Below are 20174 nucleotides of genomic sequence, written 5' to 3'. Positions count from 1 at the left end.
ACCGAGATAAGTACATCCACAATCTAAGGCTAGCGGGCGTTTAAGTTAGCCTTAGCAAAACCAACAGTGAACTTAAGTGCAGGCAGGATTAAGTGCGGTTACGATTTAGTGGGCTAGATGGGCTACGTGGTATTGCCGTACTTCTGGTGGTTTTGTACCACGCAGGTATTTGGCAGATTCCAGGCGGTTTTCTCGGCGTAGACATCTTCTTTGTACTTTCTGGATTTTTGATCACCTCACTGTTGCTCGACGAAGCAGATAGAACGCACCATATTGACCGGGCCAATTTTTACCTAAGGCGCCTACGGCGCCTCATGCCAGCACTTATTTGCGTCTTGATCTTTGCGGTAGTCGCCGCTGCACTTTGGGCGCCCGATTCCGGGTATGGCGTGCGAAGAGATTTACCATGGGCCTTGACCTCGGTGTTGAACTGGTCATACCTCTTCTTTAACCAGTCCTATTTCGTCAATATTTCGAGGCCACCACTTCTGGGACATCTATGGTCACTTTCAATTGAAGAACAGTACTACGTAATCTGGCCGCTCATAATAATCCTGTCTGTAAAGGTGCGTTGGCTAAAAAATCATTACCGATCTGCGATTTTTTTGCTGGCAGTTAGTGGCGCGGTTGCGAGCACGGCATGGATGCGCTGGTTGGCAATAAATGATGGCTATCCAATTCCACATGATCCAAGTCGTTTGTATTTCGGCTCTGATACCCACGCAATGGGGTTATTACTCGGCAGCGCGTTGGCAACTTTGATTAAGCCAGAGAAGCTTGCGGCAAAGTTAACTCCAGATAAGAAAACTGCTCTCAATGTGATTGCAGTTGGCTCGATTATTGGGTTGGCCTACTACATATTCTTCGTCGATGAATTGAATGAATCTTTATTCCGTAGTGGCTTTCTCGTTGTTTCTGCGCTAACTGCAGGATTGATAACTGCTTGCATCCACAAAGACTTAATCTGGGGAAGAATCATTGACTTTTCCATCCTGCGCTGGATTGGGCGTCGCTCATATGGAATTTATCTATGGCACTGGCCAGTTTTCCTGCTACTTAGACCGGGCATCGACATCAGTTGGCCCGAGCCAGCAGTATTTGCTCTGCGAATTACCTTGGTAACAATTATCAGCGCTCTCTCATATCGCTATTTGGAAGTTCCCATTAGAAATGGTGCCATCAAAAAGACATGGATCCGGTGGAAATCTTTGGGAATTCCAAGGCCATCAATACTTCGGGCTGGATTTTTCATAACGCTATGCATCAGTTTCATTTTTTGTTTTGTAATTGTCGGTAAGCAACCAATGCCTACCGCCGCTAACGATCCAGTTTTTAACGGTATTACTTCGGTAGACATTGATCCAACTGCTACGCCATCTCCAGCCCCATCTAGATCCGGGCCGGCACGTCCGCCTTCTACTGCTATGCCAATAAAACATGGACGAGTGGTGGTTTTTGGCGACTCGGTTGTGCTAAGTGGCAGATCAGCACTACAGGATTCGCTCAATAGTATTTCAATTGATGCAGCAGTCGGGCGCCAGCCATGGGAAATTGCCCAACGCATTTCACTTCGCCGATCACAAGGCAGACTTTCCAACTTTGTCGTCATCCATATGGGAACAAATGGATTAGTCACTCGAGAAAACCTCGCTCCGATACTTAATCAACTTCGAGACCGAAAGCGCGTTGTAGTGGTTGACGTTCAGGTACCTAGAGTTTGGATGAAGCAAACAAACAAAATGATTTATTCACTCATTGAGAAGTATCCGAATGTCCGACTAGCAAGTTGGCGATTAGCTTCAAAGGGGCACAGCAACTACTTCACGCCAGATGGGGTGCACTTGACTAAAACTGGTGGCAAAGTTTTTGCTCGAATTATCAAACAGGCCCTGCGCCAACCTTAGATATTCTCTGGTTCTTCAATTCTTGGGAATAGCGATTCACCCTTGGTTATCACAACCCCTGGCTTTAATTGCCCCCAAATACCCGCAGTAAGCAGTGATTCATCTAGGCCAGATTCAACAGCGCCAATGTCTTGCCAAAGTTGTGCCATTGCTTTTGGCATTAGTGGAGCGTACAAAGTTGCCACTGCTCGCAGAGATTCGCAGATAACATACAAGATCGTGTGCAACCGCTCAGTTTGTGCTGGATCTTTAGCGATTACCCATGGCTGCTGTTCGGTCACATAAAGATTGACTGCATCAATGAACTCTTTGACACCGACGATTGCCGTCTGAAAATCAAAATTACGCACTGCTTTATCAGCACTCATCGCCGTAACTTCCAAAAGGTTCTGGATCAGCAAATCATCATCAGTTAATGGTCCAGGAGCCGGTAAATTGCCCTCGCAGTACTTACCAACCATGGCCTGTACTCGACTAGCTAGGTTACCTAAACCATTAGCTAGCTCAGCAGTGTAGCGAGCGACTAAATCTTCCCAGGAGAATGAACCATCTTGGCCGAAAATAATGGCCCGCATGAAGTAGTAACGGAAAGCATCAGACCCTACTAAATTGACAATACTTTGTGGAGAAATTCCGGTGAGCTTGCTCTTGCTCATTTTTTCACCGCCGACCAACAGCCAGCCGTGAGCATAAACACACTTAGGAAGATCTAGATTCGCAGCCAGCAACATGGCTGGCCAAATTACAGCATGGAAACGCAGAATATCTTTACCTACCAAATGAACATCGGCTGGCCAAGTACGCGAGAATTTCTTTCCGCCGGCCGAATCTGGTGCATCGCCTAGTCCCACCGCAGTTGCATAATTCAAAAGAGCATCAAACCACACGTAAACAACTTGGTTTTCATCCCAAGGAACTTGAATGCCCCAATCAAATGTCGATCGAGAAATCGACAAGTCCTGTAAGCCTGAACGTAAAAACGACATGACCTCGTTGTAGGCAGATTCGGGCCGGATTGCTTGCGGATTCGCTTCATAATGTGCAATCAATTTTTCATTGAATTTTGAAAGTGTGAAAAACCAATTAGTTTCACTAACCTGCTCAACTGGCTTGCCATGAATTGGACAAACTAGTTCACCAGTTTCACTTTCTTCTAAATCACCAGGAAGTTTGAATTCTTCACAGCCGACACAGTATGGGCCTTCATACGACCCCTCAACTATGTGTCCTGCAGCTTTAAGTTGGGTCAAGAAGCGCTGCACCCGCTCTATGTGACGTGATTCTGTTGTGCGGATGAAGTCGTCATTCTTCACATCGATTACGTCAAGGACAGGATGCCAAGCATTCGCTACTAGTTGATCGGCCCACTGTTGCGGCGGGACATTATTTGCCTCGGCAGTGCGCAGGACCTTTTGTCCATGCTCGTCAGTTCCAGTCAAAAACCAAACCGACTCTCCAGCTAACCGGTGCCAACGAGTTACAAAATCCGCTGCAACGGTTGTGTAAGCGTGTCCGATGTGAGGTGCATCATTTACGTAGTAAATAGGGGTAGTCAAATAAAATGCTTTACCCAATGCTTCTGACATACCCATTAGTCTAGAGCCGTTTTACTGGCAGCTTAATCGGTTGTTTTTTGATGTTGAATTACCGCTTCGTAGACATCTCTTTTGGGCACATTAAGTTCGGATGCGACATCAGCTACTGCATCGCGAATCGATACTCCTAATTGAGTCCGCTGACTAACGAGTTTGATCCAGTCAGCACTAGTAGTTTCAGCTAATTCAGGCGAGCCAGAAACTACCAAAGTAATTTCACCAAGAATCTCCCTCTGGCACCACTGCTTTAATTGAGCTAAGGTTCCTCGAACTACTTCTTCATAAGTTTTTGTCAGTTCGCGACAGATTACCCCCTGGCGGTCGGCGCCAAAGTGCACCGCCATTGCAGATATTGTTTCCGAGAGTCGATGTGGTGCTTCAAAGAACACCATGGTTCTGGTTTCATGTTTCAGATCTTGAAGGTCTCGATCCCGTGCACCAGCCTTACGGTTTAGAAAACCTTCGAAAGCAAACCGGTCTGTTGGCAATCCACTTACTGCTAAGGCGGCTAGTACAGCCGACGGGCCGGGTAGCACTTGTATTTGAATTCCTGCGTTAATTGCATGTTGCATGAGGCGAAAGCCTGGGTCGCTTACTGTTGGCATGCCCGCATCAGAAATAACAAGCACCGTTTGACCCTGTTTTACTGCTGCAACGAGCTCGGCTGATTTGGCTTCTTCTACAGCATCATAAAAAGAAACAATTTTTCCTGGTGCGCTGATCCGCAGGTCTCGCAATAAACGAACAGCACGTCGTGAATCTTCGGCAGCAACTATGTCTGCCGTTTGCAGGATTTCGACCAACCTTGAGGTGGCATCACCAGGATTACCAATTGGAGTGGCTGCCAGAAAAAGTGTTCCAGACACGATACCTTCGCTCCCTATTGCGCCATGTACCCTGTAACTTTATTGCTATGGCAACAAAGCGTAAATCACATCCCGCAGTAAACAATTCATCAAACAAGAAGCAGGGTCAAGCTAGCGCTGCTGCGCGTACTGCTAAGGCTACGCCATACTCTTTGGAACGATCAGGAGAATTGGTTGGTGGCTGGCTAGGTTGGCTAGGTCCGATCCTTGCCACAATTCTGGCGGCGGCCCTTCGAATTCCAAGATTAGGTATTCCCAAATCTTTAGTATTCGATGAAACTTATTACGCTAAAGATTCTTTGTCCTTGCTCTACTACGGCTACGAACGAGCAACAATTCCCTCTCCAGAGCCCGTCATTATGCAAAACGCAGGCAAGGGACCAGTAAACATATTTATTGACGATCCAGCGTTTGTGGTCCATCCGCCAGTTGGCAAGTGGCTAATTGCGCTCGGTGAACATCTGTTTGGCATGACCCCTTTTGGCTGGCGAATTATGGTTGCAGTTCTGGCAATTGCAACCGTACTTGTCACTGCTCGGGTTACCAGGCGTCTGCTTAATTCAAACGTTGCCGGAACTTTGGCCGGTCTCTTCTTGGCATTAGACGGCTTACACATTGCTATGAGTCGTACGGCACTGCTCGACACCATTCTTACATTTTTTGTTGTTTGTGCCTTTGGCTTTTTGATCGTTGATCGTGAATTGCGAGATCGTGGATCTGAAAATATGAGGCAGGCATACTATGCGCGTGGTGGATTTGCCTTGATGCTGGGCTTGTCATGTGCAACAAAATGGAGTGGTTTGTATTTCACTGCTGCTTTTCTACTGCTGATGGTTAGTTGGGACATAGCTCGGCGAGACGAATATAGATTTAAGGACCGAATTCGTGGGTGGGCAAAAAGTGATTTGCTGGGAACGGCCCTAATTCCCGTAAGTGTCGTAGTCATCTACATCTTTAGTTGGATTGGCTGGTTCCGGTCAGATAATGCGTGGGACAGGAATTGGGCTACTCAGGAAAGCTCATTTAAATTCATTCCGAGTGCGTTGCGCAGTCTCTGGCACTACCACGATGAAATGCTGAATTTTCATACTGGTCTGCGACAAGCCCATAACTATCGGGCGAATCCTTGGGGTTGGCCAATCTTGGCTAGACCAACAAGTTTCTTTTATGAGAGTAAACCTACATGCGGCGCAACATCCTGTTCCCAAGAAGTTATTCCGCTGGGAAATCAACTGATTTGGTGGGGTGGCGCAATTGCCCTAATTGCAATTATTGTGTTTGCCATTCGTCGGCAACATCGAGGTGCTTTGCCAATCTTGATTGGATTCGCCGCTGGGTGGGTGCCCTGGCTGCCATTTGCCTACCGAACAACTTTCCAGTTCTATTCCGTGGTCTACCTACCATTTACCATCATGGCTTTAGTCCTATGTTTGCAATTGCTTGATCGAAGATTTGGATATGTTCGGATCACAAGAGCCAGAGGTTTTATGCATTTTAAAGATCAGACTCAGGACGGCTGGGGTGGATTTGCCATCGCATCCTTATTAATAGTTGGCATTTTGACCTACTATTTCTGGCCACTATTTGTCGCTCAATCAATTCCATACAGTGAATGGATTAGCAAGATGTGGTTTAAAGGTTGGATCTAAGATTGCGGCTGAAATTTTCGCAGTCTTAAACTGTTCGAAACAACAAAAACGCTTGAAAATGCCATGGCAGCAGCGGCAAGCATCGGATTCAAGTAGCCAGACATCGCGAGCGGGATTGCCGCGATATTGTATGCAAAAGCCCATGCCAAATTTGATTTGATTGTTCGCATTGTTGCTCGCGCAAGTTTTATTGCGTCAAGAGCTGCTTGCATATTTGACCGCAGCAGAACCACATCGGCTGCGCTCGCAGCCACTTCAGTACCGTCACCCATGGCAATACTTAGATGAGCTGCCGCTAGCGCTGCGGCATCGTTTACTCCATCACCTACCATTGCAACGATTTCGCCGGCATCGGTAGCACTTTTTATGTAATTAAGTTTTTCATTTGGTTGCACTTGTGCATGAAATTCAGGAATTCCTAGATCACTAGCTACTCGCGATACCCGGTCTACACTGTCACCTGAAATCACCACGGGAGTTATATTCAGGTTTCGAAGTGCACTGATTGCAGCCTGTGACTCTGGTGCAATTAGTTCAGACAAGCCAATAATTCCGATTGCTACCGCATCTTGGTACACAACAACACTGTTTAATAATTGCGCGGAATATTCCTGTGCTTCATGTGCCAACAGACCTTCTGGAAGGCCCAGCCAGTCAACCGAGCCGATTGCACAAGGGACTCCAAAAACTTCGCCCTGCACTCCCTTTCCGGCAAAAGTTCGCACATTTTTAGCAACGGGAATATCGCCCCCGAAACTCAGTGCGGTTTCACATAAACTCTGGGCCACCGGATGAAGCGCATTTTGCTCAAGTGAGCCAACAATCTGCCAGAACAGTAATTCGTCTGTAGTCGTCTTCCATCGATTGGAACTAAGACGGCCAAGCGTTAACGTTCCAGTTTTATCCAAAAAAATCTCGGTGATCTTTTCGCTAGTCTCGAGCGCTCGAGGGCCGCGGAATAAAATTCCAAGTTGGGCAGCACGTCCCGTACCAACAAGGATCGCAGTTGGTGTAGCCAATCCAAGAGCGCAGGGACAGGCTATTACCAGAACACTAATTCCGACCGCTATTGACTTGCTCAAGTCATGATTTAGAACCTGCCAAAAGAGTGTGGCAAGAAGGGCAAGTGCAAATACGACTGGGATAAAAATTGCTGACACTTTATCAACTAACTTTGTTACCTGTGCTTTGCCGGTTTGAGCCTGGTGCACGAGTCTAGAAATTGCAGAGAGAACCGTATCTTGACCGGTCGCGCTCACCCTGATGAAAAGTGCGCCATCGACCAGCGCAGTTCCACCTATTACTGAATCACCTGATTGCACAGATATTGGTTGAACTTCACCAGTGATTAGCGAAGAATCCACATGTCCTGTGCCGGATTCAACCTGTGCATCAACAGGTATCTGTGCACCTGCAGGAACGAAGACTAAGTCGCCCACAACCACTTCGGCAAGTGGCTTAACGACATTAAATGGACCCTGAACGACAGTTGCGGTTGTTGGATTCAATGCAGCTAATTGTGTTAAGGCTGCAGTAGATTTGGCGCGCGCCGACAATTCTAAAACTTTCCCAAGCAGCACTAGTGTCGTTATGGAGCAAGCGACCTCAAAATAGGTGCCATTTGGATCATTTGAAAAGAGCATCTGCAAAATCGATTTCGAAGTATGCATCTTTCGGTCGTATGTCAACAAATTGTAAGTTGACCAACCGAATGAAACTAAAATGCCAAGACTTACTAGGGAATCCATTGTGACTGCTCTGTGCTTAGCATTCAATATTGCAGCGCGATGTAATGGCCAAGCAGCCCAAGTTACTGCCGGCAGGGCAAGAATGGCGGTTGCTATTGGCCAATTGTGAAATTGAAGGTTCGGAATCATCGATACCAACATGATGGGAACTGCAATTGAAGCGCTTACCCAAAACCTGAAACGGAAATCACTGAACTCAAATAGTTCTGCTGCTTTACCAGAAAGCGATACCGAATAACCGGTTCCTTCTACCGCAGCCACCAACTGGTCGTTAGTCACTGAGCTTGGAACTTGCGCTGTTGCTTCCCCTGTTGCGTAGTTGACTGCAGCCTGCACGCCAGGAAGTTCAGTTAAAGCCCGCTCTACTCGACTGGCACAGGATGCACAAGTCATGCCCCCAATTCCGAGCTCCACAGTGCGACTACTCATAACTAAATCATCCCTTGGAATCTTGGTTAACGTGCTGGTTTAAGCATCTACTGACTTGGGACAAGAGTTCAAACACTTTTATTCCCTAGCACAAACGTGCTAGCGGATTTACCTTATTCGTTAACTGCTCGAGTTTGATCTTGAGGAGTTTCACCGGGTCTAACAGATAGTGCAGCCCGTCTAGCTTTCTCCATCGAAAGAGCCCTAGCTTCTTCAAGGCGCTTTTGCGCTTCTTTAATTCGCTCGGCATGTTGTTGACGCAAGCGAGTAGCGTGCTCCACCATGTCTTGACCTGTCCATGGCTTTTGCGAATCAAGTGCGCGAGGAACGGAAGTCGCACGTTCTGCTCGAACATAGGATGGCATTGGCGGTTCCACTGGTTGCCAAGTGGCACTCTGCTCGGTAACTGCATTGGGCTCTTCCAACTTCAGAGCGAGTGTTTCCTGATTCTGTCGGATTGCGCTGATTGGGGCAACCATGGTTGGAACGGGGACATCAGAAATTGCGGCGATTTTGTGGCCATTCTTAATGGCTGCGAATACGAAAAGGAGTAGAAAAGCAACCGGCACAGATGACCAAAGTAGCGAAAATATTCCAGAAAGCCCGGCCAATAGGCTCAAAATGGTTACAGTTAGCAAGCACATTAATACTCTGCGCCTTCGGATAAATGCCTGCTGCCGAGCGGTAGGAGCAACTCTTTGCTGCCAGCGCAATCCGGTTAGTTGCCGCTTAATTCCGACTGATTTCTGCAATTGAGCTTGATCGTGTTTTTTCAAGAAAATTGGAAATAACACTGCGGCCCACATTACGATCACAATCACATAAAGCAAGCCCGTCATGACTCAATACCGTACGCGGAAAAGTATTGAATCTTTGGGATTTATGTTGTGTGTCGCTCAAATTCAAATCAGATTGATTTGACGAAGCAAGGCGTCGGAAATTTCATCCTGAAACATTACGTAGACATTATGGTCGCGCCAAGCGCCATCAATATGAATGAAGGACTTACGAATTCCCTCTAGTTGAAACCCGAGTTTTTGCACAAGGCGATTACTGGGTGCATTCTCGGGACGAATTGCAATCTCGATTCGATGAATCGATCGCTCTGTGAATAGGTAGTGAGAAACCAGGGCGACTGCAGTTGTCATCAGGCCACGGTTAGCGACTCTTTCGTCAATCCAATATCCGATGTGACAGGACCAGAGTGAGCCTTGAGATATTGACGAAACATTTATCTGCCCGACGAATTCGCCCTGATAAATGAGGACAAATGGCAATCCTTGGCCTGCCTTAGCACCTCGTAATTGACTACGAGTGCTTTGCGAAAAGGAGGGGGCTTGCTCAAGTTCAGGGTAGGGCGAAGTGGCTTCCCAACGGCGCAGCCAATCTTGATTTCGGGACCGGACCAAGCGCCATGCGCGATAATCTCTCAATCGAAGTGGGCGCAAAATCAGGTCTTCATGTCGTAGTCGAACTGGCCAGGCAGTGGTCATTGATTGGCCTGTGGGTCAAGGAGCATTACTGCAACTTTTTCACCAGCACCTACTTGCTCAATTCCACTCGGAACAATGATTAGCGCATCAGCAGTTCCCAATCCAGCAAGCGGATGTGATTCGTCTGCCTCTAGCGATCGAACTTTAGCCGTTCCGCCAGAAGTGACGACCTGAGCGCGGATGTAGTGCGTATCTGCAAGACTGCTGCGGATTTCCGTTTCTAAAGTTGCTTCAATAACGCGGTGGTGAAGAGAAGTTTGCCCCATCATGGCTCGAATCAATGGGCGGACAAAGACATCAAAAGATAGCAAGGCCCCTACGGGGTTTCCGGGCAGTACGAAGACTGGTGTTGCGTCAGGCCCAATGCTCCCGAATCCCTGAGCGCCCCCTGGTTGCATTGAGACTTTAACGAACTCCATCCGACCGATGCTATTAAGTACTGATGTGAGTAGCTCATAGTCGTCGGCCGACATACCGCAGGCCGTGAGTATGACGTCAGCCCGAACCAATTGGTCTTCTAACGCACTTCGCAAAATTTCCTCGTTACTTGGCAAGGGTCCGACTTTAAAAGTCATAGCGCCAGATGCAGTGGCTGCACTCGTGAGAGCAACTCCATTTATGTCTGGAGTTCGCCCATCCTGCGAACCGGGGTCACTTAGATCAGCACCTACCGTCAATACAACTACTCGAGGCATTGGATGGACCAATACTCTTCCAAGTCCCGCTGCGGCTAGCAGAGCAACATGTCTGGGGGCAATTTGAGTTCCTTTATTGAGTAGCTTGTACTCAGACTCTTCATCTGCAATTGCCACATCTTGGGCGAGCACCAAACCAACGCTACCGAGCAGACCAACTTCTAGTGGCTCTAGAGCGCTGACCCCAGAAAGAACCGTTTCCAGATGTTCCGGCGCTGAACGCATCAGATTTCGCCAGCTAGATGATCTTTAATCCAATTTCGCAGTTCTGGTCCAAAATCATCCCGCTCAAGGGCTAAGGAAAAAATGCTCTTCAAATACGAAAGTTTGTCCCCAGTGTCATAGCGGCGCCCGCGGAATACAACACCGTGTACCCCGCCACCAGAATCTATTGGCTGATCAATGAGTTGAGCCAAGGCGTCTGTTAGTTGAATTTCGCCACCTGCTCCAGCAGCTAATGTGTCAAGTATTGGGAAAACAGCTGGTTGCAAAATGTACCTGCCAATAACCGCATAATTACTTGGCGCTTGACCAGGCTTTGGCTTTTCAACTAATCCAGTAACCCTGACTACATCCGGCACTTCAGTTTCAACAACTGCAGCGCAGCCATAAAGGTGAATATCCGATGGATTTACTTCCATCAAGCAGAGCACACTTCCACCAAACTGTTCCAATACTTCCAACATCTTCGGCAAGATTGGATCTCGCGCGTCAATTAAATCATCACCTAGCATCACCGCAAATGGTTCGTTGCCGATATGCCCTTTAGCCACATTTACTGCGTGGCCAAGTCCGAGTGGTTCACCTTGACGCACATAATGGATTGCTGCCATTTCTGCTAATTCGGCGATTCGCCGATTCATTTCAGTCGTACCTCGCTCAGCTAATTTCTGCTCAAGATACGGTGCGCGATCAAAATGGTCTTCAAGTGAGGTTTTGTTACGACCCGTGATAAAAAGTAGGTCAGATAATCCTGCGGCCACCGCTTCTTCAACTACATATTGAATTGCCGGCTTATCTACAACTGGCAACATTTCTTTCGGTGTTGCTTTGGTTGCAGGTAGAAATCTTGTCCCTAATCCAGCTACTGGCATAACTGCCTTGGTAACCAAATTTATTTTTGTCATACCCTGACTTTATTCCATCTATTGGCAGCGGTGTTGATTGCTCGCTAAAACGCGTAACAACCTACAGTAGAAGTGTGGTAACAGAAGAGAAACGGCAACTGCGGTCTCAGGTGGATCAACTTAGAACTAAACGCTCTGCGGCAGAATTGATTCAAGCGGACCAGAAGTTCGCCCAAATTGACTGGGATTCACTTCTTCCAGGAACAGCCGTTGGCTGCTACTTATCCATGACTAATGAGCCACCCACTGGTGGCCTAATCGACGCCATTTCAGCAAATGGGAAAACGGTCTACGTTCCTAAATTGACAGCGGATTCGAAATTGCGATGGGGACTGAATAAGCCACCAATGATTAAAAATAAGTTTGGGGTCTTAGAGCCAGAGCATGCGCTATGCGAAACCGAATCATTAACGGCGATAATTATTCCCGCGCTATGCGTAGACCGGGACGGAAACCGACTCGGCCGAGGGGCAGGCTATTTTGACCGCACGTTAGCAGCTGTTGAGCAATATGCCCTCGGCGGGCCCAAGCGCGTAGCTCTAGTTTTCGACGAAGAAGTTCTGGATGCAATTCCGCATGATGCCCTTGATCAATCCGTTGACTTAATAGTTACCCCAAAGCGAATCTTCGAAGTTGAAACTCGACATAGTTAGCAGCGGATCCGTTGGCCTAGAAGCTGTGGAAATCTAATTAGCCAATAGTCGAAAAGCGTTTATCGTGTACCAATGAATTTACCGAATTTTCCACCGATCGTAATTTTGTATCGCCGTTGGCTTGCGGCCATCTTGATAAGTGTGTCAATACTTGTAATGCTCAAGTTAATTGTCTTTAATGCCAGTGAGCGCCTTGTTGTAATTAATAAGAAAATTGCCGCTGGCGAAATGATTTCAGCAGCAGATGTCGAATCAATCCGTGTCAATTACATCTGGCCCGGCGCAGTTACCGAAAGCACTCAGATCATTGGTAAATGGACAGTAACTAATCTTGATGCTGGCCAACCTTTAAATCTTTCGTTGCTAAGTGCTCGTCAAACTTTTGACCCGAAGTTTCCAAACGCAGTCAAAGTAACATTGCCTGCCAATTCAACAGGGGTAGAACTTGAATGTGGGTCACGCGTCGATGTGTATGTGAAGGTAAATGCATCTTTGGCTAAAAAAGTTCTTTCGAGAGCGCTGGTTCTATCAGGTGGGCCAGCTAACTTGGCTGGCCTAGGAAAGCCTGCTCGTGGCATTGCGCTTGCTGTTCGCCCAAATCAAATAGCAAGTTTGGCAAACTTTGGCCAGGCCGCTACCTTCACCTTCGTAACTTTGCCATTGTAACTAAGAGTGATGTGGCGGAACTTCCTCAAGAAGTTCACTATCTCGCGAAATAGTTGGTGTCAGGTCATCACTTGTTTGCTCTGGTGTCAGCGCCAAATCGGCTAACACCTTGCGCAATTTAGTTTTGTCCGTGGATGCATCGATCTCATATTCCGAGAATTCTGATTGGGCTGATTCATTGGCACTCACTCCTATATGCTGTAACACTTACAGGAAATAAGCCAACCGGGAGTCGACATGCCATACATTGGTGCCGATACTTGGCTAGTCGCCCAAGATCATCACCGCGAAGTTGTTGCCCAGTGGACCTTCCCGAGACTAAACCGTCGCTCACTTGGACAGAAGCATCCGGTCGATGACTTCATGTTCGAGTACTACCCCATAAGTGTCAATAAACTTTCGCTTTGGCATCCTGGCACGGAATTCCAGCTTGAGGTGCGCGACGATTGCACAAATTCATTTGATTTAACTGTTTACGAAGTTACTGATGTTGTGCAGGTTAGGGCGCAGTGGCTGCTCGAAAAGGCGGAGGCAATTTCCAAAGATATTGACCTTCTGAAGAGCACACTTAAGCGAAGTGCTCGAACTGGATGTTTTGGTTTACACGAATGGGCGATGGTTCTTGGTCAAACCGAATACCGACACAATGATTGGAATTTGCGGATTAGTCAGGCACAAGTGGCAAAAACGATTGATGAGATTGGCCTTCGATGCACGCATTTTGATGCCTTCCGATTCTTTACCGAACAGGCTCGACCTATGAACCCACTTCAATTAACTCGCGCTGATCAAAACACTGTAGAGCAGCCAGGTTGCCTCCATGCAAATATGGACCTTTACAAAATCTCTATGCGCTGGGCTCCGGTAGTAGGTTCCAGTCTTGTTCGGCAGTGTTTTCGCCTAGCTAGAGAGATCCGCACTCTAGATATGCGAGGTGCTCCGTACGACTTAGCGGACTTAGGCGTTGCGCCGATAAAAATCGAGACCGCTGCTGGTCGGAAAGAGTTCACAAAAATGCAAAAGGCTTTTAGTGATCGTGCTCAAGTTTTGCGCTCAAAGATTCTGAGCAAACTGGAACAACAAAAATTTGCATCTGTCACGCAACTCTAGATTTGGGACTGATTCGCTAGACTTCACATCATGAGTGATGAACCAACTGGAAATGAGTCACGGCGTGGTCGTAGAAGCGCAAACCAATCTGTAACTCCGGTACTTGATAAATCCGAGCAGCCAATGGGGGTACTTTCGCACCGTGATCGCAGACTAATCGTAATCACAATTGCCTCAACTATTGCTGCCGGAATATTGCATAGTTCTGGTGGGAATCAGATTTTATCCTTTGTTGTTGCTGCCATTGCACTGGCCATGATGGCTAGTTTGGTTGGTCGAAGTGTAGAAGCACTTGGGGATCGGTTGGGACCAGGACCAACTGGTCTCTTGCAATCTTTTCTCGGGAATGTCCCTGAACTATTCGTAGTCCTATTCAGCCTTAAGGCAGGTTTGTACACGGTTGCCCAAGCCACCATTGTTGGATCAATATTGGCAAATGTGCTGCTTATCCTCGGCGCTGCATTTTTCGTCGGTGGGCTGAAGAATGGCCGACAATTTTTCAGTCAGACCGCAAGTAGGCAGTTAGCGATTTTGCTGATGCTCAGCGTCTTTGCTCTGGCGATTCCGACTCTGACACATGCACTTGATACGCCTGCGGCTAACCACGAACGTGGAATTACTATTGGCGTCTCAATTTTGCTCTTAATTTTATTTGCCAGCTCGCTGCCGGATACCTTGCGCAAAGATAATCCCGACAATGTAGTTTCAGGATCTGATGCCGCACTCGCTGCCAAAAGTGAGGCGCATGTACATGGCCAGTGGCCACTTGGTTTAGCAATCGGGATGCTGGCTTTAACCGGCATTGGCGCCGCATTTGTTTCTGAATGGTTTGTCTCTGCCTTAAGTCCCGCAATTACTGCGCTAAACATTAGCGAGGCTTTTGCTGGCCTAATCATTGTTGCTATCGCAGGTAACGCTGTTGAAAATGTCGTTGGTATCCGTCTTGCCGCTAAAGGTCAGGCAGACTACGCGCTGCAGGTAATCCTGCAATCACCAGTTCAAGTTGCGATGACTGTCGCGCCAATTGTTGCATTGGCCGCACCATTGGTTGGCGCTGGAGCGTTTACTTTGGTCCTAAGTCCACTATTGCTTGCGGTGCTCTTCATGGCTACGTTAACCACAACTATCATCGTGGTTGACGGTGATTACACCTGGTTTGAGGGTATCGCTCTATTAGTTTTGTATTTTGCAATTGCGCTTGCATTTTGGTGGGGCTAACCGACTATGTCGGTAATCATTGCTGATCCTGAAGCGGCAGTAACACTACTTGCTGGCGGAAATTTATGCGCAATTCCCACCGAAACTGTTTACGGATTAGCGGCAGATGCCAGCAATAGTAAAGCTGTCGCCCGCATATTTGCCGCCAAGAGAAGGCCACTTAATCATCCGCTGATTGTGCATGTTGCAGATCTACCTGCTGCACTTAAGTGGGTTCAATCATTGCCCGACTGGGCAGAGAAGTTAGCTCAGACTTGCTGGCCAGGACCATTAACTCTGGTTGCTAATCGCAGTGAGTTAGCCTCGGACCAGATAACGGGGGGACAAGACACAGTTGCTGTTCGGGTGCCGAACCATCCACTAACACTTGACTTGTTGAGAAAACTTCGCGAAAGAGGGATTTTGGGATTGGTCGCACCAAGTGCAAACCTGTTCGGACAGGTCTCCCCCACTAATGCCCAACACGTTGTTTCTGACTTAGGTAGCTACCTTGCAGAAAATGGCGATGCGGTTTTAGATGGCGGGTCATGTTCTGTAGGCATTGAATCGACCATTGTTTTGGCAACGGGCGAGCAGCCTGTCATCTTGCGACCTGGCGCAATTACCGGTGAAATTATTGAAACACTAACCGGTAAAAATGTAGTACTCGAACCTGGAAATACTCCCCGAGTCTCTGGAGCATTAGATTCCCATTATGCTCCATCGGCCGAGGTAAAGATTGTGGCAAGTTCGCATGCAGATAACTACCTGCCAAAATCTGGGTTTATTGCACTAGCACAGATTCCCACTCCAGAAGGTTTAGTGCGCTTGGCAAGCCCAGAAACTGCAAGCGATTTTGCATCTTGTTTATATCAATCTATGCGTTATGGCGATGAACTCAAATTAGTTAACATCTATTTGGTGCTGCCTGATGCAACGGGAATTGGTGAGGCGATAAAGGATCGAGCCAGTAAGGCTGCCCAGCCAAAAGTTCTGGGGAACTCATGAGCCCGATAGGCCAAGTGCTAATTGGCTTAGTCATGGCAGTTGGACTCATCGGCACCATAATTCCTGTTTTTCCTGGCATAACACTTATCTGGGTTGCTGGGCTAACCTGGACAATTTTGGATGGGCCTGACCGCGTCCACTGGGCATTGTTTACCGGGATGACTGTGTTTTTTATCCTCGGTATTGGAATTTCTATTTACCTGCCCACAAAAAATACGACGGGTGCGCAGAATCCGAAGTGGACTTTTTCACTGGCATCAATTTTCGCTATCGCGGGCTTCTTTCTAGTGCCCGTAGTTGGACTGCCACTTGGCTTTGTAATTGGTGTGTTTCTGCGCCACTTAATTGATAGTAAAGAGTTTCATCGGGCGCTACGTGTGACGGGCAAAACCTTAAAATCTTTAGGGTTGGCAGCTCTAGTGCAATGCCTGTTCGGTCTAGCTATGTGTATTACCTGGGCCCTTGGCCTTTTGATTGTCAAATAATTAACTTCGTTTTGCCACAGATTGAACCGCCGCTGCAACAGCCGGCGCTACATTTGAATCGAAAACACTAGGAACGATAAAACTACTATTTAGTTGTGCATCTGTTACACAACTCGCAATTGCCTTTGCTGCCGCAACCAAAATCTCTTCTGTAATCTGACTAGCACCAGAATCAAGAAGTCCTCTAAAAATGCCTGGGAAAGCTAACACATTATTTATCTGATTCGGGTAATCACTTCGACCAGTTGCCACAATTGCCGCGTGCTTACTAGCCAGGATTGGGTCTATTTCAGGATCAGGATTCGAAAGCGCAAAAACAATCGACTTATCGGCCATTGTACTTATGTCTTGCTCGGTCAATAAGTTTGGCGCACTTACGCCAATAAAGACATCGGCACCAACTAGGCCATCCGCCAAACTTCCTGAAATGCCTGATTCATTTGTGTTCTCAAGCATCCATTTACTAGTTCGTTCGCTGTCTGGCCGGCCCAAGTAAATAGCACCCTTGCTGTCATAAGCCACAATATTGCGAGCGCCACTGGCAACTAGCAACTGTGCAATTGCGGTACCAGCAGCACCTGCACCAGAAATAACGATGCGCAGGTCAGAAATGGACTTCTCTACTAACTTCAACGCATTCGTAAGTGCAGCCAGTACAACAATTGATGTGCCATGTTGATCGTCATGGAAAACAGGAATATCTAGAAGTTCGCGCAATCTCTGTTCAATTTCAAAACATCTTGGCGCAGAAATGTCTTCCAAATTAATCCCCCCATACGCAGGCGCGATAATTTGGACGGTTCGAACAATTTCATCAACATCTTGGGTGTCCAGACAAACTGGCCAAGCATCAATATTGGCGAAACGCTTAAAAAGCGCGGCTTTACCTTCCATTACGGGCATCGCAGCTAATGCGCCTATATTGCCAAGACCTAAGACTGCCGATCCATCGGTAACTACGGCAACCGTATTGCGCTTGATGGTCAGGCGACGGGCATCAGTTGGATCCTCAGCGATTGCCAAACAAACCCGAGCAACACCCGGAGTGTAAGCCCGGGATAGGTCATCACGAGTCTTAAGCGGCACTTTGGGGCGCACCTCGAGTTTGCCGCCGAGATGAAGTAAGAAAGTTCGATCGCTTACTTTACGCACCTGCGCATCTGGCAATAGCGAAATAGCTTGAGTGACCGCCTTTGCGTGCTCAGAGTCTCGAGTATTGCAAGTCACATCGACTGTTAGCACTTGATGATTAGAGTCAACAACATCTAAGGCAGTCAACGCAGCACCTTCACTGATAATTGCTTGAGTCAATCCTGAAGTTGCAGATGCATCTGGCAACAAATCGACACGCACAGTAATTGCATAGCCAGGACTGGTATTGACCATTACCGCCTCCAAGAGCGAAAGTCAGCCTAGATGAGCCGCATTAATTACTGTACTCGCAGAGCTTCGGAAAAATTGTCAAAGTAAATACAATCAGAGTGCTTTGGCATAGCTTGATCGGCAATCTCTAGACCGAAGCACCTATTTTTTCTTGAGTTTGGGTACTTATCGCGCATTTCTGCTGACACCCCAGTTTTGCCAATATCACTCGAGAGCGCCAGATCAATGTAGTCAGGAATCCAAATTGTGAGAATAGAAAAATACGCTCAACTAATCCCATAATTGGGGTCGATACCAACCAGTTAAACCAAAAACAGATACCCAACAGCGCCATCGGAATTACGCTCTTTAAAGTTTGTCGGATTGTCAGTGCCCACAAATGTGAGTCGCGTCCAAAATGTGCCGCTGCTGGCCAAAGACACATTGCAATCAGGAATACTGCCGCAAAAAATGTGTGTGGAGCGGAATTGGCATTAATTCCCGGTACTGGAAAGAGCGCCACACCAAGCATGCCGATACCCGCAATAGCCAAAAAGATACGGCCAGTGAATCCGCAATGATTCAAAGTGACCGCTATTGAGATAAGGCCAAGCGCACCTAATATTGTGATGGCCGTCATTGATTCTCGATTGGGAACACTAAGGGCGGATAATGAACTAACCGTTTCACTTACTGCTGAGTACCTGACCATCTGCGCTTGATGCCACAGTGTGCCCAAGATCAAAATTCCAGCGCTAACACCACTGAGCCAAACGGCCAATCTGTGGCAATTTGCACTGATTTGATTTTTGATATCGACCCCTACAGTAAACCGTATTTACTTAATAACTGTACTCTGCTTTGTCGACATAAGCAGTTTGCCGAGGTAGCCCAAAAAGTAGGCCCCGACGGGCTCGAACCGTCGACCCACGGATTAAAAGTCCGTTGCTCTACCAACTGAGCTAGAGGCCCACTGCCATTGCTGGCATCCCCTTACTTTAGCCGATGTGAATACCAGAAGCGATTTCGCCCGTTGGGTTTGGGAATGTGAATTGTGGAAATAAGGTTAAGAATAGAAGTAAAGCTACTTGAGAGAGGCCACCGTGTATCCACCTGGCGACTTGTACACACTTGTAGTTCCACCTGCTCACGAGTTTGATGATGGTGTTGCTTCGGGAATTGTTTTAGTCCACGGACTTACTGGTTTTATGGATGCCGGTTCCGGTGGCCGGCTGGCGATTAAACACATTCTAGAAAACCTTGAGAACCGACCAGTTGCCTATTTCCACATTGATGGCCTTTACGACTATCGGGCTCGCCGGCCTCGCACACTTTTCGACTCAGACCACTACGAGTCAATGGATCTCCCGCACTTGACTCTAAGTGAAGTAACCGATGCTGAGGGGCAAAAGTTTTTACTGCTGCACGGCGTTGAACCAGATTTAGGTTGGCAGAGTGTCGTGCGAAGTATTATCGAACTAATCCGAAAATACGGAGTTCGATTGACTGTCGGAATACATGCCATCCCTTGGCCAGCTCCACACACCCGGCCAGTTGAAATTACAGCTCATTCAAGTGATCCTGAATTACTTGGGCTTCATCAGCCTTGGGTTGGCCAAGTCGAAATCCCAGGGAGTATGTCGGGTCTGATTGAATTGAACTTGGGTCAACAAAAGCTACCTGCGGTTGGTTATGCCGCCCATGTGCCGCACTACCTAGCAAATAGCGATTATCCGAAAGCCGCGATTGCGCTAATCGATCAAATTGCCCTGAATACAGGACTTGTCATTCCTCGTGATGACTTACGACAGTCAGCCATAGAGATTGATGAACAAATCAATCAGCAGGTATCCGCAGTTGCTGAAAACCGAGAAGTCGTAGAATCGCTTGAACAGCAGCATGACGATGTAATGCAGAGCAGGCGTGAACTGACAGCTACACCAGAGGGAAACTTAATAAGTGGTGACGAATTAGCTGCGGCGCTTGAGCAATACTTGGCCGATCTTGACGAAAAAAAGTCTGAAGATTAATCAACCCACGCGGTTACTATCGAGCCATCTGCCACATCTTCACCAGGAAAAATTCGGGCGCCTGACTCAAGTGAGCAGCTAGAGCCTACAGTTACCGTCTCGGCTAAAACTGAATCAGTGACTGTGGAACTTTCGCCCACAACTGCACCGGAGCCAA

General features: G+C 47.6%; 19 protein-coding genes and 1 tRNA gene. 9 read left to right on the top strand and 11 right to left on the bottom strand.

Annotated elements, in window-relative coordinates; translation table 11 throughout:
• Nucleotides 1-92: 92 nt before the first annotated feature.
• A complete protein-coding gene (locus EBS36_04940; GenBank protein ID NBU32497.1) occupies nucleotides 93-1904 on the top strand; it encodes an acyltransferase in 1812 nt (603 codons plus the stop codon).
• Here EBS36_04940 and EBS36_04935 read toward each other — a convergent pair.
• Together EBS36_04935 and rsmI are read right to left on the bottom strand one after the other, a co-directional pair.
• A complete protein-coding gene (locus EBS36_04935; GenBank protein ID NBU32496.1) occupies nucleotides 1901-3490 on the bottom strand; it encodes a methionine--tRNA ligase in 1590 nt (529 codons plus the stop codon). The genes EBS36_04940 and EBS36_04935 overlap by 4 nt on opposite strands.
• A gap of 32 nt (nucleotides 3491-3522) precedes the next feature.
• Nucleotides 3523-4383, bottom strand: coding sequence for a 16S rRNA (cytidine(1402)-2'-O)-methyltransferase (rsmI, locus tag EBS36_04930; GenBank protein ID NBU32495.1), 861 nt, complete (start codon nucleotides 4381-4383; stop codon nucleotides 3523-3525).
• Between the two features lie 29 nt (nucleotides 4384-4412).
• Here rsmI and EBS36_04925 point away from each other — a divergent pair, with 29 nt between their 5' ends.
• Entirely contained in the window at nucleotides 4413-6014 is a 1602-nt protein-coding gene (locus tag EBS36_04925) for a phospholipid carrier-dependent glycosyltransferase (protein ID NBU32494.1), read from the top strand.
• Here the strand turns inward: EBS36_04925 and EBS36_04920 are convergent.
• The 5 genes from EBS36_04920 to EBS36_04900 form a co-directional block, all read right to left on the bottom strand.
• Nucleotides 6011-8191 carry a cation-translocating P-type ATPase gene (locus tag EBS36_04920; GenBank protein ID NBU32493.1) on the bottom strand — a complete coding sequence of 727 codons (2181 nt, stop codon included), beginning with the start codon at nucleotides 8189-8191 and terminating at the stop codon, nucleotides 6011-6013. The genes EBS36_04925 and EBS36_04920 overlap by 4 nt on opposite strands.
• A gap of 113 nt (nucleotides 8192-8304) precedes the next feature.
• Nucleotides 8305-9030 carry a hypothetical protein gene (locus EBS36_04915; protein NBU32492.1) on the bottom strand — a complete coding sequence of 242 codons (726 nt, stop codon included), beginning with the start codon at nucleotides 9028-9030 and terminating at the stop codon, nucleotides 8305-8307.
• Nucleotides 9031-9093: 63 nt separating this feature from the next.
• Nucleotides 9094-9684: an N-acetyltransferase gene (locus EBS36_04910; GenBank protein NBU32491.1), complete on the bottom strand. Its 591-nt coding sequence runs from the start codon at nucleotides 9682-9684 to the stop codon at nucleotides 9094-9096.
• Nucleotides 9681-10604: a hypothetical protein gene (locus EBS36_04905; protein ID NBU32490.1), complete on the bottom strand. Its 924-nt coding sequence runs from the start codon at nucleotides 10602-10604 to the stop codon at nucleotides 9681-9683. The genes EBS36_04910 and EBS36_04905 overlap by 4 nt, the downstream gene beginning before the upstream one ends.
• Complete coding sequence (locus EBS36_04900) at nucleotides 10604-11506, bottom strand: UTP--glucose-1-phosphate uridylyltransferase (protein NBU32489.1); 903 nt, start codon at nucleotides 11504-11506, stop codon at nucleotides 10604-10606. Before EBS36_04900 ends, EBS36_04905 begins: the two co-directional genes overlap by 1 nt.
• On the opposite strand from EBS36_04900, the gene EBS36_04895 reads away from it, so the two are divergent.
• Nucleotides 11500-12159: a 5-formyltetrahydrofolate cyclo-ligase gene (locus tag EBS36_04895; GenBank protein NBU32488.1), complete on the top strand. Its 660-nt coding sequence runs from the start codon at nucleotides 11500-11502 to the stop codon at nucleotides 12157-12159. The genes EBS36_04900 and EBS36_04895 overlap by 7 nt on opposite strands.
• 72 nt (nucleotides 12160-12231) lie before the next feature.
• Complete coding sequence (locus tag EBS36_04890; GenBank protein ID NBU32487.1) at nucleotides 12232-12825, top strand: hypothetical protein; 594 nt, start codon at nucleotides 12232-12234, stop codon at nucleotides 12823-12825.
• Here EBS36_04890 and EBS36_04885 read toward each other — a convergent pair whose 3' ends face one another.
• On the bottom strand, nucleotides 12826-13014 hold the full coding sequence (locus EBS36_04885; protein NBU32486.1) for a hypothetical protein: 189 nt from the start codon (nucleotides 13012-13014) through the stop codon (nucleotides 12826-12828).
• Nucleotides 13015-13062: 48 nt separating this feature from the next.
• Between EBS36_04885 and EBS36_04880 the strand changes: the two genes are divergently transcribed.
• The 4 genes from EBS36_04880 to EBS36_04865 all read left to right on the top strand — a co-directional run bounded on the left by EBS36_04880 (nucleotide 13063) and on the right by EBS36_04865 (nucleotide 16625).
• The gene (locus tag EBS36_04880; protein ID NBU32485.1) at nucleotides 13063-13935 is read left to right on the top strand and encodes a 3-methyladenine DNA glycosylase; all 873 of its coding nucleotides are present in this window, start codon (nucleotides 13063-13065) and stop codon (nucleotides 13933-13935) included.
• Between the two features lie 123 nt (nucleotides 13936-14058).
• The gene (locus EBS36_04875; protein NBU32484.1) at nucleotides 14059-15153 is read left to right on the top strand and encodes a sodium:proton exchanger; all 1095 of its coding nucleotides are present in this window, start codon (nucleotides 14059-14061) and stop codon (nucleotides 15151-15153) included.
• Nucleotides 15154-15159: 6 nt separating this feature from the next.
• A complete protein-coding gene (locus tag EBS36_04870; GenBank protein ID NBU32483.1) occupies nucleotides 15160-16140 on the top strand; it encodes a threonylcarbamoyl-AMP synthase in 981 nt (326 codons plus the stop codon).
• A complete protein-coding gene (locus EBS36_04865; protein ID NBU32482.1) occupies nucleotides 16137-16625 on the top strand; it encodes a DUF456 domain-containing protein in 489 nt (162 codons plus the stop codon). The genes EBS36_04870 and EBS36_04865 overlap by 4 nt, the downstream gene beginning before the upstream one ends.
• On the opposite strand, the gene EBS36_04860 is transcribed toward EBS36_04865, so the two are convergent.
• The 3 genes from EBS36_04860 to EBS36_04850 all read right to left on the bottom strand — a co-directional run bounded on the left by EBS36_04860 (nucleotide 16626) and on the right by EBS36_04850 (nucleotide 18959).
• Nucleotides 16626-18011 (bottom strand): NAD-dependent malic enzyme, encoded by a 1386-nt coding sequence (locus EBS36_04860; protein NBU32481.1) that lies wholly within the window; start codon nucleotides 18009-18011, stop codon nucleotides 16626-16628.
• Between the two features lie 124 nt (nucleotides 18012-18135).
• The gene (locus tag EBS36_04855) at nucleotides 18136-18768 is read right to left on the bottom strand and encodes a DUF998 domain-containing protein (GenBank protein NBU32480.1); all 633 of its coding nucleotides are present in this window, start codon (nucleotides 18766-18768) and stop codon (nucleotides 18136-18138) included.
• 118 nt (nucleotides 18769-18886) lie between these two features.
• Nucleotides 18887-18959, bottom strand: a tRNA-Lys gene (locus EBS36_04850).
• Nucleotides 18960-19090: 131 nt separating this feature from the next.
• Between EBS36_04850 and EBS36_04845 the strand changes: the two genes are divergently transcribed.
• On the top strand, nucleotides 19091-20017 hold the full coding sequence (locus EBS36_04845) for a PAC2 family protein (protein NBU32479.1): 927 nt from the start codon (nucleotides 19091-19093) through the stop codon (nucleotides 20015-20017).
• Nucleotides 20018-20174 lie beyond the last annotated feature (157 nt).

This window comes from Actinomycetota bacterium (assembly GCA_009923495.1).
Taxonomy (GTDB): domain Bacteria; phylum Actinomycetota; class Actinomycetes; order S36-B12; family UBA5976; genus UBA5976.
Note: the sequence above shows the minus strand (reverse complement) of the source record. Positions and strands in the feature narration are given on the sequence as shown.

What these genes read in the sequence shown, in the direction of transcription:
- EBS36_04880 (NBU32485.1), top strand. Translation starts at nt 13,063, where the DNA reads ATGCCATACATTGGTGCCGATACTTGGCTAGTCGCCCAAGATCATCAC.
- EBS36_04890 (NBU32487.1), top strand. Translation starts at nt 12,232, where the DNA reads ATGAATTTACCGAATTTTCCACCGATCGTAATTTTGTATCGCCGTTGG.
- EBS36_04905 (NBU32490.1), bottom strand. Translation starts at nt 10,604, where the DNA reads ATGCGTTCAGCGCCGGAACATCTGGAAACGGTTCTTTCTGGGGTCAGC.
- EBS36_04860 (NBU32481.1), bottom strand. Translation starts at nt 18,011, where the DNA reads ATGGTCAATACCAGTCCTGGCTATGCAATTACTGTGCGTGTCGATTTG.
- EBS36_04915 (NBU32492.1), bottom strand. Translation starts at nt 9,030, where the DNA reads ATGACGGGCTTGCTTTATGTGATTGTGATCGTAATGTGGGCCGCAGTG.
- EBS36_04900 (NBU32489.1), bottom strand. Translation starts at nt 11,506, where the DNA reads ATGACAAAAATAAATTTGGTTACCAAGGCAGTTATGCCAGTAGCTGGA.
- EBS36_04865 (NBU32482.1), top strand. Translation starts at nt 16,137, where the DNA reads ATGAGCCCGATAGGCCAAGTGCTAATTGGCTTAGTCATGGCAGTTGGA.
- EBS36_04875 (NBU32484.1), top strand. Translation starts at nt 14,059, where the DNA reads ATGGGGGTACTTTCGCACCGTGATCGCAGACTAATCGTAATCACAATT.
- EBS36_04870 (NBU32483.1), top strand. Translation starts at nt 15,160, where the DNA reads ATGTCGGTAATCATTGCTGATCCTGAAGCGGCAGTAACACTACTTGCT.
- EBS36_04925 (NBU32494.1), top strand. Translation starts at nt 4,413, where the DNA reads ATGGCAACAAAGCGTAAATCACATCCCGCAGTAAACAATTCATCAAAC.
- EBS36_04920 (NBU32493.1), bottom strand. Translation starts at nt 8,191, where the DNA reads ATGAGTAGTCGCACTGTGGAGCTCGGAATTGGGGGCATGACTTGTGCA.
- EBS36_04910 (NBU32491.1), bottom strand. Translation starts at nt 9,684, where the DNA reads ATGACCACTGCCTGGCCAGTTCGACTACGACATGAAGACCTGATTTTG.
- EBS36_04935 (NBU32496.1), bottom strand. Translation starts at nt 3,490, where the DNA reads ATGTCAGAAGCATTGGGTAAAGCATTTTATTTGACTACCCCTATTTAC.